The 16,402-nt window shown below is 66.2% G+C and carries 10 protein-coding genes; all 10 read right to left on the bottom strand.

The window, feature by feature from the left end; genetic code table 11:
- Positions 1-6 precede the first annotated feature (6 nt).
- Positions 7-1,524, bottom strand: coding sequence for a UdgX family uracil-DNA binding protein (locus tag GV068_RS17375; RefSeq protein WP_159700526.1), 1,518 nt, complete (start codon positions 1,522-1,524; stop codon positions 7-9).
- Positions 1,521-2,750, bottom strand: a complete 1,230-nt coding sequence (locus GV068_RS17370) for a putative DNA modification/repair radical SAM protein (protein ID WP_159700523.1) — start codon at positions 2,748-2,750, stop codon at positions 1,521-1,523. The genes GV068_RS17375 and GV068_RS17370 overlap by 4 nt, the downstream gene beginning before the upstream one ends.
- 157 nt (positions 2,751-2,907) lie before the next feature.
- Positions 2,908-5,673 carry a pitrilysin family protein gene (locus GV068_RS17365; RefSeq protein ID WP_159700520.1) on the bottom strand — a complete coding sequence of 922 codons (2,766 nt, stop codon included), beginning with the start codon at positions 5,671-5,673 and terminating at the stop codon, positions 2,908-2,910.
- 187 nt (positions 5,674-5,860) lie between these two features.
- Entirely contained in the window at positions 5,861-7,405 is a 1,545-nt protein-coding gene (locus GV068_RS17360) for an SEL1-like repeat protein (RefSeq protein ID WP_159700517.1), read from the bottom strand.
- Between the two features lie 3 nt (positions 7,406-7,408).
- Entirely contained in the window at positions 7,409-9,604 is a 2,196-nt protein-coding gene (locus GV068_RS17355; RefSeq protein ID WP_229464566.1) for a bifunctional diguanylate cyclase/phosphodiesterase, read from the bottom strand.
- Positions 9,605-9,629: 25 nt separating this feature from the next.
- Positions 9,630-11,807, bottom strand: coding sequence for an HDOD domain-containing protein (locus GV068_RS17350; RefSeq protein WP_159700514.1), 2,178 nt, complete (start codon positions 11,805-11,807; stop codon positions 9,630-9,632).
- A 314-nt stretch (positions 11,808-12,121) separates the two neighbouring features.
- Positions 12,122-13,411 carry a multidrug effflux MFS transporter gene (locus tag GV068_RS17345; protein ID WP_159700511.1) on the bottom strand — a complete coding sequence of 430 codons (1,290 nt, stop codon included), beginning with the start codon at positions 13,409-13,411 and terminating at the stop codon, positions 12,122-12,124.
- A 6-nt stretch (positions 13,412-13,417) separates the two neighbouring features.
- Positions 13,418-14,623 (bottom strand): class I SAM-dependent RNA methyltransferase, encoded by a 1,206-nt coding sequence (locus GV068_RS17340; RefSeq protein ID WP_373888417.1) that lies wholly within the window; start codon positions 14,621-14,623, stop codon positions 13,418-13,420.
- A gap of 82 nt (positions 14,624-14,705) precedes the next feature.
- On the bottom strand, positions 14,706-15,119 hold the full coding sequence (locus tag GV068_RS17335; protein WP_159700507.1) for a CopD family protein: 414 nt from the start codon (positions 15,117-15,119) through the stop codon (positions 14,706-14,708).
- A 14-nt stretch (positions 15,120-15,133) separates the two neighbouring features.
- On the bottom strand, positions 15,134-16,399 hold the full coding sequence (locus GV068_RS17330) for a glutamate-5-semialdehyde dehydrogenase (protein WP_159700504.1): 1,266 nt from the start codon (positions 16,397-16,399) through the stop codon (positions 15,134-15,136).
- Positions 16,400-16,402: the final 3 nt, after the last annotated feature.

Raw genomic sequence — 16,402 nt, 5'->3', positions numbered from 1 at the left:
AATCCATCAAATTTCGTCGGGCTCCGGTACATCGGGCCGGTCCAGGAGTTCGTGCGCCAGCTTCAATCCCTTGACCATGACGGAGAAGGCTTCGTGCTTGGACGCTTCGTCCGGCACCCGCAGCACGTAGGAGGGGTGGTAGATCGTCACCACCCAGCAGCCGTCCACGCGCACCGGCTTCCCGAGGAAGTCCTTGAGCGTGACGGTGCCCTTGCGCATGACGGACTTCAGCGCGGTGGAGCCCATGGCGACGATCACCTTCGGCTTGACCGCCGCCAGTTCCTTCTCCAGCCAGTAATGGCAAGCCTCGACCTCGCGCTGGGCCGGGGTCTTGTGGATGCGGCGCTTGCCTTTCGGCTCCCACTTGAAGTGCTTGACGGCGTTGGTGAGGTAGATGGCCTTGCGGTCGACCTCGGCTTCTGCGAACACGCGGTCGAGCAGCTTGCCGGCCGGGCCGACGAAGGGCTTGCCGCCCAGGTCTTCCTGGTCGCCCGGCTGCTCGCCCACGATCATGATCGGCGAACGTTTCGAGCCCTCGCCGCCCACGGCCTGGGTGGCGTACTGCCACAGGTCGCAGCGCCGGCATTCGTCCAGCTTGGAGGGCTGCTCGCGGTCCGGCTGCGCCGCTTCGGCGCTGATCGGGATGGTCGCACCGCTGCGCCGGCCGACCGCCTGTACCTGTCCGATCTTGCGCGCTCCGAGTTCGGCCTGGCTCACCAGGGAAGGCACGATCGCGCCTTCGGGCAGGTTCTTCCAGAAGCGCGAGGGGATGTGGCTCTGCATCAGCTGGGCGTTGACGCGAGCCGGGTTGAAGATGCTGCGGTAGTAGGTGAGCCAGAGCGCTTCGCCCTGGTCGTCAAGATCGGCGGCGCTCGACATCAGGGGGCCGGTGTTGTGCAAGGTGGCGCCATCCCACAGCACGCTGGCGTCGGGCGTGGCGATCATCCAGCTCACCTTGCCCATGCGGGCCACGAAGTGCTGGGCAACCTGCGGCAGCACGTCATGGCGCGGCTCGAACCAGGCGACGAAGCGCGGCGGACCGGCGTGTTCCGGGCGCTCGCGGAATCGGATGTAGGCATGCATGTCGTGCTCCTCGCGGCGCACCGCCTTGACCATGCCATGCAGGCGCGCGCCGTCCGGGTCGGCGGGCGACTGCACATCGTGCTCGCCCTGCGTCCAGCGCCACAGCACGCGGTAGAGAAAAGCCCAGCGGTCCGGGGCCCGGAAGCAGGCGGCCTGCTGCAGCATCTCCAGCAGGGATCGCGGCAGGCGCGGCGCAGCTGGCAGCTTTGGTTTCGGCGACTGCGCGGTATCTAATGGGATGCCCGCATTATCGTCCGGCCGCTCGGCGGCAGGCGCACCCGAGAACAGGTCGCCGCCTTCCAGGCTGCCCCAGTTCGCCGCTTCCGGCGGCACGCCCGCAGTCAAGAGCTCGCGCGCCGCCTCGCGCCATTCGGCGAAGTCGTTCACCACCAGCGCCCGGCCGCCGGTGACAGCGATGCCCAGGGTGGTGGCAGGCTTCATGCGGCCTGCAGTTCCGGCCACAGGTTCATCTGCTCGGGCGCGTCGGCCAGGTGGCGCCTGAGGAGGTGGGAACTGGCCGCGCCTTGCGCCGGCTTGTAGTCGGCCGTGACGATGAAAGGCGCCAGTTTTTTCATGCTGCAGCGCAGGCGCGACAGGTCTTCCCAGCGGATGCGGCGGATGCGGCGCAGCTCCACGATGCGCTTGGCGTTGCGGATCCCGATGCCAGGCACACGCGCGATCATGGTCTCGTCAGCGCGGTTCAGGTCCATCGGGAAGTGCTCGCGGTTGCTGAGGGCCCAGCCCAGCTTGGGGTCGACGTCGAGCGCCAGGTTGCCCGACTGCGGCATCAGTTCGCCCGCCGTGAAGCCGTAGCCGCGCAGCAGGAAGTCGGCCTGGTACAGGCGGTGCTCGCGCAGCAGCGGCGGGGGCGCGGCCGGCACGCTCTTGGGACTTTGCGGGATCGGGCTGAAGGCCGAGTAGTACACGCGCTTGAGCTTGTAGCTGCCGTAGAGCGTCTCGGCGGTATTCAGGATGGTGTGGTCGTCGCTGGCGTCGGCGCCGACGATCATCTGGGTGCTCTGCCCTGCCGGCGCGAAGTTCGGCGCCTTCGGTTCTTCGGCCTTTTCGTCCAGCTTGCGGCGGATCGAGCCCATCGCCAGCTTGATGGTGTGGACGTTCTTCTCGGGCGCGAGGCGGGTCACGCTGTCGTGGGTCGGCAGCTCGATGTTGACGGACAGGCGGTCGGCCCAGCGCCCCGCTTCCTCGATGAGCAGCGGGTCGGCGTCGGGAATGGTCTTGAGATGGATGTAGCCGCGGAACTTGTGCACTTCGCGCAGCTGGCGCGCCACGGCAACCAGCTGCTCCATGGTGTAGTCGGCCGACTGGATGATGCCCGAACTGAGGAACAGGCCGTCGATGTAGTTGCGGACGTAGAAGTCATGGGTCAGCTTGACCACTTCCTCGACCGAGAAGCGGGCGCGCGGCACGTTGGACGTGCGGCGGTTGATGCAGTACTGGCAGTCGTAGATGCAGAAGTTAGTGAGCAGGATCTTGAGCAGCGAGACGCAGCGGCCGTCCGGCGTGTAGCTGTGGCAGATGCCCATGCCGGTGGTGGCGCCGAAGCCGTCCTTGTCTTCGGACGAACGTTTCGGTGCGCCACTGCTGGCGCAGGACGCGTCGTATTTCGCGGCGTCGGCCAGGATTTCGAGCTTGTCGGTAAGTTCCATCGCGATGGCTGAACTGTATGGGCATACAGTATACTATCGCGGCGCAAGCACAGGGCGAACGGGGTCAACGGTGCGCCACGCTTTCCGGTTCAAAGCAGGGACAGAACGAAAAAAAGCCCGGTCATCGGACCGGGCTTTCCCTTACAACAAGTTCAGATCAGCGCAGCGGCTTGCCGTCCGCATCCACCACGCTCACCTCGCCCCAGCCGAGCGAGCGCACGCCCGCCTCGATCTTGCGCAGGTCGCCGATCACCATCCACACCACCTCGTCCGGCTTGATGAACTTGGATGATGCCGCGCCCAGCTGCTGCGGGGTGAGCGCGCGCACGTTGGCCGCGTACTTGCTCCAGTAGTCGTCCGCCAGGCCCAGGTTCACCGCCGACAGGCCGGCCGATTCCAGCGCATCGAGCGTGCTGAAACGGCCCGGCAGGCGCGCCGTCACGTTGCGCATGATGCTGTCGTACTCGGTGCCCACCAGCGGACGTTCGCCGGCCACGCCGCGCAGCTCTTTCTGGACTTCGCGCATCGCCTCGATCGTCTTGTCGGTCTGCACCGGCGCGATCACGATGAAGGGACGCTGGCCGCGCACTTCGGACAGGCGCGCCTGGGTGCCGTAGCTCCAGTGCTTGTCGAGACGCAGGTTGCGGTTCAGGCGCGAGGTCGCGATGCCGCCGAAGTTGGCCATCACCGGTTCCATCGCCAGGTCTTCAGGCTGGCCGTAGGCCTGCGACACGTGGGTCGCGACGATGGTCGATTGCGGCGCATCCGGCTTGTCGACCAGGATCAGGCGCTTGCCCTGGGTCGGCGGCACGCTGCTCATCTTCTTGGCCGGGGCCTGGCCCTGCTGCCACTTGCCGAAGCTCGCTTCGAGTGCCGGCAGCAGCTTGTCCATGGTGGTGTCGCCGGCGACCATGATGGTGGCGCTGCCGGGCTTGAACCAGGTGGCATGCCATGCGGCCAGGTCGTCGCGATTCAAGGCCTGCACGCTGCCTTCGTAGCCGGTGGCCGGCTTGCCGTAGGCGTGCTCGGCGCCGTACAGCACCGAGGGCACCAGGCGCAGCGCCAGGCTGTTCGGCTGGGCCTTCTCCTGGCCGATGACGGCGATGCGGCGGCTCTTCGACAGCGCGAACTGGTCCTGCGGGAAGCTCGGGGTGAGCGCGGCTTCCGCCATCAGCGCGAGCGAGGGCGCCAGGTTGGCGCTGGTGCCCTGCAGGCGCACGTAGGACATGTCCTGGCCGGTGCCGGTGGACATGCGCGCGCCCAGGTTTTCCAGCGCGTCCGACAGCGCAAAGGCGTCGCGGGTCTTGGTTCCCTTGTCCAGCAGGTCGAGCGCCAGCGAGGCGGCGCCGGCTTTCGCGCTGCTGTCGGATGCGGCGCCGGCATCGATCGCCAGCGAGACGTTGAAGATCGGGGCGGAATGGCGCTCCAGCAGCACCACCTTGAGGCCGTTCTTGAGCTGGGCGCGCTGCAGCGCCGGGAACTTGACGTCGGGCGCATCGCCCAGGCTCGGGAGGACCTTGCGGTCGATGGTCGACTTGGCGGCGGCCAGCTTGGGCGCCGGGCGCACCGTCATGGTGTAGTGGTTGGCGCGCAGCCAGCGGTTGGCGGCTGCCTTGACGTCTTGCGCGCTGCTGGTGGCGAAGGTCTCGAGGCGGTCGAGGTAGGCGTCCGGCTTGCCGCCGTAGGTCATGCTCTCGGCCAGCACGTCGGAGCGGCCGCCAAAGCCGCCCAGGCGCTCCAGGCTGCGCGAGAAGTCGGCCAGGTCGCTGGTCTTCACGCGTTTCAGTTCCGCATCAAGCGGGCCCTTGTCCAGCAGCTCTGCCAGGATGCGGTCCATCTCGCGTTCGACCTCGAGGGGATCGACGCCCGGCTTGACGGTGGCGATCAGGTTGAAGGTGCCGCCCAGTTCCGCATCGTTGACGCCGGCCGAGACGCTGGTGGCCCAGCCCTTGTCGTACACCAGGCGCTTGGTCAGGCGCGCGCTCTTCGAGCCGGCCAGCACGCCGGCCAGCAGGTTCAGGCGCGCGGTGTCGGCGTCCTTCCAGGTCGACACGTGCCAGGCGCGGTAGATGCGGACCTGCGGCACCTGGTCTTCCATCTCGTCGCGGATGTTGCGGTCCAGTTGCGGGATCCATTTTTCGGTACGCGGCAGCGCCGGACCCGGCGGGATCGCGCCGAAGTACTTGTTGACCAGCTCATAGGCGCGCTCCGGCGTGATGTCGCCGGCCAGCGAGATCACCGCGTTGTTCGGGCCGTAATAGGTGCGGTACCACTCCTTGATGTCGTCCAGCGACGCGGCCTGCAGGTCCTCCATGCTGCCGATGGTCGACCACGAGTACGGGTGGGAATACGGGTACATCTTGGCGCCGATTTCCTGCCACACGCGCCCGTAGGGCTGGTTTTCGCCCTGGCGCTTCTCGTTCTGCACCACGCCGCGCTCGCGCTCGAGCATCTCTTTCGAAATGTAGTTGCCGAGGAAGCCCATGCGGTCCGATTCGAGATACAGGGTGCGCTCCAGCGCCGACACCGGCACGTCTTCGAAGAAGTTGGTGCGGTCGGTGTTGGTGGTGCCGTTGCGGTTGTTAGCGCCGAGGTCGTCCATCGCCTCGCGGAAGCCGTGCGGATAGTTTTCGGAACCGTTGAAGAAGAAGTGTTCGAACAGGTGGGCGAAGCCGGTCTTGCCGCGCTTTTCGTTGCGCGAACCGACGTGGTACCACATGTTCACGCCTACCACCGGCACGCTGTGGTCGGTGTGGACCAGCAGGGTCAGGCCGTTCGGGAGCACGAATTTTTTATGTTCGATGCTGTAGGCCTTGCGGTCGAAGACGGTGGATTTGCTGGTGGTGGTCGGTGCGGCGGCGTGGGAAGGCAGGACTGCTGCGGCTGCGAGACCGAGCAGGAGGGGCAGAGCGAGTTTTTTCATGGGGCGTCTCGTGGACAGTTGTTGTATGTATGCGTCCCGTCCGATCACGCGCTGGTTGACCGCGTGGGCGGAAACCCGCCCACCCTACAGGAAGCGCTACGCTGACGCCAGTAGAAATAGATACATACGTAGGGTGGGCGGGTCTCCCGCCCACGCGTTCAAATCAGGTTTGAACAGCCTGACCGCGTCAGGAGAAGGACTGCGCCTGCGCCAGCAATTGCGGCTCCATGCGCGCCGCGATTTTCTTGAGGTAGCTGGAGGCGGCGGCGACGCCCGCGCCGCCGGCGCGCTGCACCCAGGCATAGGCCTGGACCAGGTCGCGCTGCACGCCCTGCCCCGCCGAATACATCACGCCGAGGTTGAACTGCGCCCGCGCATGGCCCTGGCGCGCCGCGCACAGGTACCAGAAGTGGGCCGCTTCGTAATCGCGCTCGATGCCCTTGCCGCAGTCGTGGCGCAGGCCCAGTTCGAACTGCGCCAGCGCGTGGCCCTGGTCGGCCGCCTTGTGGAACCAGTCGGTCGCTTCGCGCGGGTCGCCATGTTCGGAACGGTCGAGCAGCGCGCCCACCATGTACTGGGCCGGCGCGTAATCCTGATGCGCCGCGCGGCGGTACCATTCGAGCGCCTGGGTTTCGTCGCGCGCCACGCCGACGCCGCCTTCGTAGCGCAGGCCGAGGTCGAACTGGGCGCGCAGGTGGCCCTGTTCGGCCGCCTTGCGATACCAGTGCACCGCCTGGGCCGGATCGTGCGGCAGGCCGCTGCCGGCGTCGTAAAGCTGGCCCAGGTGGTACTGGGCCGAGGGCATGCCCTGTTCGGCCGCCTCGCGGTACCAGTGCGCCGCCTGGCTCGGGTCGCGTTCGACGCCCTGCCCGTGCTCGTAGCGCACGCCGAGGTTGTCCTGGGCGCCCGCGTGGCCCTGTTCGGCGGCGCGGCGGTACCAGTGCAGGGCCAGCGCTTCGTCGCGCGGCACGCCCTGACCGCTGTCGTAGATCAGGGCGAGGTTGAACTGGGAACTGGCGTGATTCTGCTGCGCGGCGCGCCCGTACCACTGGATCGCGCAGGCGCCGTCCTGCTCGACGTCCTGGCCCTTGTCGAAGCGCAGGCCAAGGTTGAACTGGGCCGGGGCGTAGCCCTGCTCGGCCGCCTTGCGGAACCAGTCGATGGCCTGCGCGCCGCTGCTGCGCAGCGCGAGGCTGAACTGCGAGCGCGCATAGCCCTGCTCCGCGGCGCGGCGGTACCACACGGTCGCCGCATCCTGGTCCTGGGGCACGCCCTTGCCGGTCTCGTACATCATGCCGAGGTTGTGCTGGGCGCCGGGCTCGCCCTGGTCGGCCGCCTGGCTGAACCAGTGCAGCGCCTGCTGCACGTCGGCCGTCACGCCCTGCCCTTTCGCATACAGCCAGCCCAGGTTGTACTGCGCCGGCGCGTAGCCCTGTTCGGCGGCGCGGCGGTACCAGTAAGCGGCCTGGCCATAGTCCTGGCCCACGCCCTGGCCCTTCTGGTACATCACGCCGAGGTTGTACTGGGCCAGTTCCAGGTCGGCGCTGGCCGCCATCCGGTACCAGGCCACCGCCAGCTCGTAGTTCTGGGGCACGCCCTGGCCACTGGCATACATGAAGCCCAGGCTGTGCTGGGCGGTCGGCACGCCGCGCTCGGCCATCCCCTTCAGGCGCAGGAATTCCGCCGTATGGCGTGCTTCCGTATCGCCGGCCTGAGCGGGGATCTCGACCATGGCTTACGCCTGGATGGCGCGCAGGCCGAACAGGGTCGGCTGGGTGCGCAGCGACTTGATGAATTCGCCCAGCGGGATCGGGCGGTAGTACAGGTAGCCCTGCATCGTCATGCAGCCGTTGGCGCGCAGGTAGCGTGCCTGTTCCTCGGTCTCGACGCCTTCCGCGATCAGGTTCAGCCCCAGGCCGCGCGCGATCGAGATGATCGCCAGGATGACCGGATAGTGGCCGCCCTCTTCGTGGATCTCTTTCACGAAGGACTGGTCGATCTTGACGGTGTGGATCGGGAAGCGGTGCAGGTAGGAGAGCGACGAATAGCCGGTGCCGAAGTCGTCGATCGCCACCGACACGCCGAGCTGGCACAGTTTGTTGAGCTGCTCGATCGCATACTGCGGATTGCGGATGCAGATGTTCTCGGTGATCTCGACTTCGATCTGGCCGGGTTGAATAGCGTAGCGCACCAGCGCGTTGCGCATCTTCTCGAAGAAGTCGCCGCGGTCCAGGTATTGCGGCGACAGGTTGAGCGACAGGCGCACGTGGTCGGTGCCGGAGGCGTTCCACTGCAGCATGTCGCGGCACAGCGCGCCGATCATCCAGTCCGAGATCGGCAGCATCAGGCCGTTCTCTTCAGCAAACGGCAGGAACTCGCCAGCCGACAGCACGCCGCGGGTCGGGTGGTTCCAGCGCATCAGCGCTTCGGCGCCGACGATGCGGCCGGTGAGCGCGTCGATCTGCGGCTGGTAGTACATCTCCAGCTCGTCCTGCTCGAGCGCGCGGCGCAGCGCCTGCTCGAGGGCGATCTTCTGGTGCGACACGTCCAGCATCGAGGTGTGATAGAAGCTGTGGCCGTTCTTGCCGAGCGCCTTGACCTGGTACATGGCGATGTCGGCGTGACGCAGCAGCTCGTCGATCGACTCGCCGTCGGTCGGGTAGATCGCGATGCCGATCGAGGCCGAGATGTGCACTTCGTGGCCGTCCAGGTCGAATGGACGCTGCAGGGTCTCGAGGAACTTGTCGGCGATGATTCTAGCGTCGTCGCGGTCGCGCAGTTCCGGCAGCACGATGGTGAATTCGTCGCCGCCCTGGCGCGCCAGGGTGTCGCCCTTGCGCAGGCAATCCTTCAGGCGCGTGGCGGCCTGCTGCAGCAGCTCGTCGCCCTTCACGTGGCCGAGTGTGTCGTTGACCAGCTTGAAGCGGTCCAGGTCGATGAACATCACGGCCAGCTCGGTCTTCTTGCGCTTGGCCTGGATCACCGCCAGGCCGAGGCGATCCTTGAACAGGATGCGGTTCGGCAGGTCGGTCAGGATGTCGTGGTAGGCCTGGTAGGAGATGACTTCTTCCGCGCGCTTGCGGTCGGTGATGTCGCGCGCCACGCCGTAGGTGCCGAAGAACTCGAGCTTCTTCACTTCCTGGTCGGGCACGTGCATGCCGATCGCGTTCAGCGAGATCGTCATCAGGGTGTTGTTGAAGGTGCGGTCCTGGCTGTTGCCGCCGCGGCACTTCAGGCGCAGCTCGACGTTGCGCGAAGCGCGTTCGTCGACGCGGCGCTCGTTGAACACGTAGCGCGCGCGCTCCAGGTCTTCCTCGTGCACCAGCAGCGAATAGTGCTTGCCGAGCAGCTCGTCGCGCGAATAGCCCAGCAGCTGGTAGGCGCGGTCGTTCACAAAAGTGAAGCGGCCTTCGTGGTTCAGGGTATAGATGATGTCCGGCGAAGAGTCCACCAGGTAGCGGTACATCTTCTCCGAGGCGTCGAGCTGGTTGGCCATGCGCTGGTTCTCGAGCGCCAGGCGGCGGCCCTTGAGCGCGTTGGCGACGGTCGCCAGCAGCTCTTCGCGCGAATAGGGCTTGCGCAGGTAATCGTAGGCGCCGCGCTTGAGCGCGCCAATTGCGGCCTCGATGCCCACTTCGCCGCTCATCACGATCACGTCGGCGTTGATGCCCTTCTCGTTGATGAAGTCCATGATCTCGTGGCCGCCGATGTCGGGCAGGCGCAGGTCGAGCAGGACCAGGTCGAAACGCAGGCGCGACAGGTGGGCCAGGGCCTCGCTGCCGGAGCTGGCGGTGGTCAGCTGGTAGCCGCGGTCGCGCAGCAGCTCGTACAGCGAGGAGAGCAGGCGCGGTTCGTCGTCGACCAGCAGCAGGCGCGGCTGGCTGTCGGCTTCCAGGGTCGGGGAATAGGGAGCCGGCTCGCCCGGAAACATGGCGTTGTGCGCGTTCATCATCACTTTATGCGGAACCCAGCGCGCGGGCCGGCAGCGCGACAGGCTCACCCAAGCCCGTGCCGACGCCGGCGCCGGACCACGCCGGCAGGAGAATTTCAAATGCAGTGCCGCTGCGGCCGCTGCGGCAGGCGATGTGGCCGCCCAGCTTCTTGACCAGGCTATGGACGATCGACAGGCCGAGGCCGTGGTGGGCGCCGTCCTTGGTGCTCTTCACCGGCGAGAACAGATGGGCCAGCACTTCGCGCGACAGGCCGGGGCCGTTGTCGCTCACGACCAGCTCCAGGTACATCTGGCGCTCGCGGTTCACATGCCCGCGGTTGACGATCTCGATGCGCCCGCCCGTGCTGCCCAGGGCTTCGATGGCGTTCTTCACCAGGTTCACCAGGATCTGCTTGAGCACGTCGGCGTCGCCCTCGATGCGGGTCGCCTCGTCGTGCATGGTGACCGAGATTTCAACCGCAGCCGGGACGAAGCCGGTGCTGCGGAACAGGCGCTGGACTTCGTCCACCACCTTGGCGACGTCGGTCGGCAGCGGGCCGGTGTCGAGCGGCTTGACCTCGGCCAGGCTGCTCACCAGCTGGCCGACGCGGTCGATCTCTTCGTTCAGGATCGACATCTCGGTGTTGACCGGCTCCTGGCGCGCCAGCTTGCTGTCGAGGACACTCAGGTAGTTCTTGATGATCGACAGCGGGTTGTTCACTTCGTGCACCACGCGGCGCGAGGCCTCGCGGTATTCCTCGGCCACGTGGGCGAGCTGGCGGCGCGCATGGCCGCGCTCGGACAGCATGTTTTCCAGTGCGGTGGCGGCCTGCGCCCCGAAGGACTGCATGAAGCGCTCGCGCCGCTGGCAGTACGGGATCTGCCAGGTGGCGATGCCGCCGATCAAGACGCCGAGGCAGCGCGCGCCTGCGACCAGCGGCACGCACACCATGCTGTCGCAGCCGAGCATGCGCAGCAGCTGTTCCTCGGCCAGGCCGAGCGGGCTGCCGTCTTCCGGTTCGCGTCCGATGAAGGCCGGACGGCGTTCCAGCGCGCTCTTGGCGATCGCGCCGCCTTTCGCGAGCGGCACGGCGAATTCGGCGATGCGCTGGCTGCCCTGGGTCGGCGCGCCCACCAGCGCGTGGCCGGTCGGGTTTTCAAGCAGGACCACGGCATTGCCGAAGTCGAACAGGATGCGCGCCGAACGCGTCATCGCTTCCAGCAGGCCGCTTTCGCCCTGCTGGCGCGCGAAGCTCTGGCCCACTTCCGAGACCAGCACCATGTTGCGCACTTCTTCGGACAGACGCTGCTGCACCGGATCGAGCGCGGGCGGCGCATAGGCCGGCGGCGCCGGGATGTCGTCGGCGCCGGCCAGATCGATGCCGAGGTGGGCGGCGGCCTTGTCGACCTGGCGCGCGGCGCCCGCCAGCATCTGGGCCGCCTGCTCGCCGTCGATGCCGCACAGGGCGGCGGCTTCGGCGACCAACACCTCGTCGTCCGGATGGCTGGACAGCACGTGGGCCAGGCGCACGATGCGGATCAGGGGATGCGCCGATTCCAGGCGCTCGCTCGGTTCGTGGTGGTACAGCACCGCGTCGGCCAGGAAGGAGTCGAGCTGCCAGCGTTCGATCAGCCAGGCGCCGGCTTCGGCGTGGGTGATCTGCAAGGTGCGCTGCTCGACGGCGCACAAGTCCTCGTCGTCGCGCGCGGTGAAGTTGAAGGCGTACTCTTTCGGGGCGGTGGCCAGCAGCGCCAGGCGGCCGACGTTGTGCAGCAGGCCCGCCAGGTAGGCTTCTTCCAGGTGCGGATACTCGGCCGCGCGCGCGATCTCCTTCGCGATCACCGCAGTGCTCAGCGAATTCTTCCAGAAGGCGCGCAGGTCGGTGCTGCCGGAATGCGGGAAGTTGTTAAAGGTCTGGAACACCGAGTCGCTGATGACCAGCGTCTTGATCATGTCGGTGCCGAGGGCAATCAGGGACTGCTCGAGATTGACGTTGCGGGTGTGGCGCTGGTAAGCGGAGCTGTTGGCCACCGCCAGCAGCTTTCCCGTCATGCCCGCGTCCTTCGAAATCAGGGCGGCCAGTTCCGGCATGCCGAGGTCGTCGGCCTGCAGGTGCTCGATGAGACGCACGAGGATCTGCGGCATAGCCGGCAGACGTGCAATCAGCAGACGATTGCGGATATCCTGATCCGATTGTTGCATGGTCTCAAACGTGGCCGCTTGTCGAGGGTTGTCCAGGCATCCCAGGACGGGCTGCCACACGGTCTTGCTCGTTTATCTACCAAACAGAACAATGTTTCGACGTTTGTTCTGGGCACGAAAAACTTATCTTAGCATATAGACATTTCTGATCGGGAACAATACTTTCTGTAAAAAGTGTTGTCGAGAAGTCGCTCTATTGCTAAAGAGGGGGCGGGACAGATGCTGGGCGAATGAAATATTATTTCATATATGCATGTGTTTGTGAAAGATTCTTTCATGCAAGAAAAAAGGCCCGGTGATGCGGGCCTCGTCGTTCAGGGCATCATCTCCCCATCGCGTATTTTCTGCCGGCGGTAGCGGCGCGCGGTCGCCCACAGGGCGATCGACAGCAGGGTGAAGCCCGCCTGGCCGAGCGCCAGCGACAGCACCGAGTGCGACAGCATGGGCGAGATCACGCCGGCCACGATCGCGCCGGCCAGGGTGGTGACGAAGGACTGGCACGAAGCCACGGTGCCGCGGATGTGGGGGAACAGGTCGAGCGCCATCAGGGTGGCGCCCGGCGCGATGATCGAGCTGCCGAAGGTGAAGAAGAACATGTGCGCCACGCTCCAGGGCAGCGCCGGCGGCAGGAAGCTGTGATACAGCACATTGAAGGTGACCGCACCTAACATGAAGAAGAAACCGACGCGGATCTGGCGCGCGAACGTCAGCTTGCCCGCCATGCGGTTGGCGGCCAGCGCCCCCAGGAAGATTCCGCTCACGGTCGGCACGAACAGCCAGGCGAAGCCCGAAGGACCGAGGCCCAGGTGCTCGGGCAGCATCACCGGCGCCGACGAGATGTAGAGGAACAGGCCGGAGAAATTCAGCGCCACCACGCCCGCCTTCATATGGAACAGGAAGGAGCTGAAGATGGCGCCGTAGCTCTGGGCCAGGAAGCGCGGATTGAAGGGCTGGCGCTTTTCCAGCGGCACGGTCTCCGGCAGGTGCTTCCACGAGAACCAGCCCAGGCCCACGGTGTACACGCACAGCCCCAGGAAGATCGCGCGCCAGTCGAAGAAGGTGACGATCCACCCGCCCAGCACCGGCGCGATGGCCGGCGCGATCGAGAAGATCATGGTCACCATCGACAGCAGGCGCGCCGCCGCCGCGTCCGAGTACAGGTCGCGGATGATGGCGCGTCCCACCACCACGCCCGCCCCCGCCGACACACCCTGCATGATGCGGAACACCCACAGGTAGTGCACCGAGCTGGCCGCCGCGCAGCCGAAGGTGCCGATCGCGAACACGACCAGGGCGATCAAGACCACGTTGCGGCGCCCGAAGGCGTCCGACAGCGCGCCGTGCCACAGCGACATCCCGGCGAAGGCCAGCATGTAGGCAGTCAGGGTCTGCTGGACCTCCAGTGGGGTGGCGTGCAGTTCGGCGCGGATCTGCGGGAAGGCCGGCAGGTAGGCGTCGATCGAGAACGGCCCCAGCATCGACAGCATGGCCAGCAGCGTGGCCAGGCCGCCGGCGGACAGCATCGCGATCTTGTGAGGGGTGGGCAGCGGAACCGGGGTGACCGGGTCCTTGGGCAGATCGTCTGGTTCGCTCGGCGGCAGCATCTAGGTCTATTCGTCCTGTTTGGGTTTCGCTTCCTCGCGGCGGTTGAAACCGGCCACCATGTCGAAGCGGAACAGGCGGCATTCGAGCGCGCCGTTGAAGAAGGGAGTCTTGCGCGATTCCTTCAGGCGCAGCAGCTTGGGCAGCTGGAGATCGGCCGTGAACAGGAAGGCGGTCCAGCCCGCGAAGCGCTGCTTGAGCGTGGTGCCGAGCGCGGAATAGAAGGACACCGCCATCTCGTCCTGCGGCACGGTGGAATCGCCGCGCACGCCGATACGCTCGCCGTAGGGCGGATTGGTCAAGAGGATGCCAGGCTCGCTGGTGGGCGGCGAGACGTGCTGGGCCTCGATCTGCTTGAGCGGCACCTCGAACAGGATGCCGGCGATCTTGAGGTTGTGGCGGGTCATCGCGACCATGTCGCCCGAGATGTCGGAGCCGAAAATGGTCGGTTCGGAAGGCAAGGCGTTCGGCTTGATCTCGGCCTTCAGCGCGGCCCAGGCTTCGCGCTCAAAACCGGCGAATTTCTCGAAAGCGAAATGGCGCCGCGCGCCCGGCGGAATGCCCTGCACCATCTGGGCGGCTTCGACCAGGATGGTGCCGGAGCCGCACATCGGGTCGAACAGTGGCACGCCCGGCTTCCAGCCGGCCACCCGCAGCATGCCGGCGGCCAGGTTCTCGCGCAACGGCGCATCACCCGTCTCTTCGCGCCAGCCGCGCTTGAACAGTGCCTCGCCCGAGGTGTCGAGATAGATGATGAAGTTGCGCTGGTCGAGGAAACCGACGATGCGCATGTCCGGCTCGCGGGTATTGACCGAGGGGCGCTTGTTGAACTGGTCGCGGAAGCGGTCGCAGACGGCGTCCTTGATCTTCAGCGTAGTGAATTCGAGGCTCTTCAGCGGCGACTTGACCGCGGTGACGTCGACGCGGATGGTGTGGTTCACGCCGAACCAGTCTTCCCAGGGCTGCTCGAGCACCAGGTCATAGATATCGTTCTCGTTGTTGTAGCTGCGCTGGCCCATGCGCATCAGCACGCGCGAAGCGATCCGCGAGTGCAGGTTGATGCGATAGGCGTCCGTCATCGAACCGGAGCAGTGCACACCGCCCGGCACCTGGTTGTGCACCCGCATGGTGGTGCTTTGTTGGGCGATTTCGCCCAGTTCTTCGGCAAGCGCCGCTTCCATGCCGCGCGGGCATGGGCAAAAGTATGAGGCCATGAGGGGTACCCTTTGTCCGTTAAAAAAAATGAGTCAGGCGCCGCCGGTCCGCACCGGCGGCAATGCAATCAGGTGATGCTGTTCAGAACGGTTTGACGACCACCAGGATCACGATCGCCAGCAGCAGCAGGACCGGCACTTCATTGAAATACCGATACCACTTGTGGCTGCGCTGGTTCGCGCCGCGCTCGAACTTCTTGAGCAGCGAGCCGCAGGCGTGATGGTAGCCGATCGTCAGGATCACGAGCGCGAGCTTCGCGTGCAGCCAGCCGCCCTTGATGCCGTAGCCCAGCCATAGCCAGAGGCCCAGCACCAGCGCCGGCACCATCAGGATCGTGGTGAAGCGGTATAGCCGGCGACCCATGCCCAGCAGGCGCTCGAGCGCGGCCGGATTGGTTTCCTGCGCCAGGTTCACAAAGATGCGCGGCAGGTAGAACAGCCCGGCGAACCAGGAGGCGATGAAGACGATGTGCAGGGCCTTGATCCAGAGGTACATGCGCTTCCTTATTGTTATTGACGGATTTCGCCGTGACCGAACACGACGTATTTCAGCGAAGTCAGGCCTTCCAGCCCGACCGGCCCGCGCGCGTGCAGCTTGTCGTTCGAGATGCCGATCTCCGCGCCCAGCCCGTACTCGAAGCCGTCCGCGAAGCGGGTCGAGGCGTTCACCATGACCGAAGCGGAATCCACCTCGCGCAGGAAACGCAGCGCGGCGCTGTAGTCTTCGGTGACGATCGACTCGGTGTGCTTCGAGGACCAGGTGTTGATGTGGTCGATCGCACCGTCCAGCCCTTCCACCACGCGGATCGCCAGGATCGGCGCGAGGTATTCGGTGCTCCAGTCCTGCTCCGTGGCGTGCTTCAGGTGCGGGTAGCCGGCCAGGATCGCATGGGCTTCCGCGTCGGCGCGCAGCTCGACCTCTTTCGTTTTGTACAGCTCCGCCAGCTGCGGCAGCACGCTTGGCGCGATCGCGCGCGACACCAGCAGCGTCTCCATGGTGTTGCAGGTACCGTAGCGGTGGCACTTGGCGTTGAAAGCCACGGGCAGCGCCTTGGCGATGTCGGCCTTGTCGTCGATGTAGACGTGACAGATGCCGTCCAGGTGCTTGATCATCGGGACCGTTGCTTCATCCATCAGGCGCGCGATCAGGCCCTTGCCGCCTCGCGGTACGATCACGTCCACGTACTGCGGCATCGTGATCAGGGCGCCGACGGCGGCGCGGTCGGTCGTATCGACCACCTGCACCGCATCGAGTGGCAGTCCCGCACCCTGCAGGCCTTCGCTCACCAGTTTCGCAAGCGCGCGATTGCAGTGGATCGCTTCCGAACCGCCGCGCAGGATCGCGGCGTTGCCGCTCTTGATGCACAGGCCCGCCGCATCCACCGTCACGTTCGGACGCGCTTCGTAGATGATGCCGATGACGCCCAGCGGCACGCGCATCTGGCCGACCTGGATGCCGCTCGGGCGCGACTTCATGTTGGTGATTTCGCCCACCGGGTCGGGCAGCGTGACGATCTGGCGCAGGCCGTCGACCATGGTCTTGATGGCGCTGTCCGACAGCAGCAGGCGGTCGAGCAGGGCCGGTTCCAGGCCGGCGGCGCGCGCGGCGTCCATGTCCTCCTGGTTGGCGGCACGCAGCACGGCCGCGTCGCGCTCGATGGCGTCGGCGATCAGGAGCAGTGCGCGGTTGCGCGTGGCGCCGTCGGCACGCGCCATCGCACGCGAGGCGGCACGGGCCTTGCGGCCCATGGAGTGCATGTGTTCGGTGATGTCCATCGT

Source organism: Massilia sp. 9I, assembly GCF_902506415.1.
Lineage (GTDB): Bacteria > Pseudomonadota > Gammaproteobacteria > Burkholderiales > Burkholderiaceae_D > Telluria.
This window is presented reverse-complemented; position numbering and strand designations above follow the sequence as displayed.

Excerpts from the sequence above, each read along its gene's own strand:
- GV068_RS17375 (WP_159700526.1), bottom strand. The coding sequence starts at position 1,524 with ATGAAGCCTGCCACCACCCTGGGCATCGCTGTCACCGGCGGCCGGGCG.
- GV068_RS17370 (WP_159700523.1), bottom strand. The coding sequence starts at position 2,750 with ATGGAACTTACCGACAAGCTCGAAATCCTGGCCGACGCCGCGAAATAC.
- GV068_RS17365 (WP_159700520.1), bottom strand. The coding sequence starts at position 5,673 with ATGAAAAAACTCGCTCTGCCCCTCCTGCTCGGTCTCGCAGCCGCAGCA.
- GV068_RS17360 (WP_159700517.1), bottom strand. The coding sequence starts at position 7,405 with ATGGTCGAGATCCCCGCTCAGGCCGGCGATACGGAAGCACGCCATACG.
- GV068_RS17355 (WP_229464566.1), bottom strand. The coding sequence starts at position 9,604 with ATGTTTCCGGGCGAGCCGGCTCCCTATTCCCCGACCCTGGAAGCCGAC.
- GV068_RS17350 (WP_159700514.1), bottom strand. The coding sequence starts at position 11,807 with ATGCAACAATCGGATCAGGATATCCGCAATCGTCTGCTGATTGCACGT.
- GV068_RS17345 (WP_159700511.1), bottom strand. The coding sequence starts at position 13,411 with ATGCTGCCGCCGAGCGAACCAGACGATCTGCCCAAGGACCCGGTCACC.
- GV068_RS17340 (WP_373888417.1), bottom strand. The coding sequence starts at position 14,623 with ATGGCCTCATACTTTTGCCCATGCCCGCGCGGCATGGAAGCGGCGCTT.
- GV068_RS17335 (WP_159700507.1), bottom strand. The coding sequence starts at position 15,119 with ATGTACCTCTGGATCAAGGCCCTGCACATCGTCTTCATCGCCTCCTGG.
- GV068_RS17330 (WP_159700504.1), bottom strand. The coding sequence starts at position 16,399 with ATGGACATCACCGAACACATGCACTCCATGGGCCGCAAGGCCCGTGCC.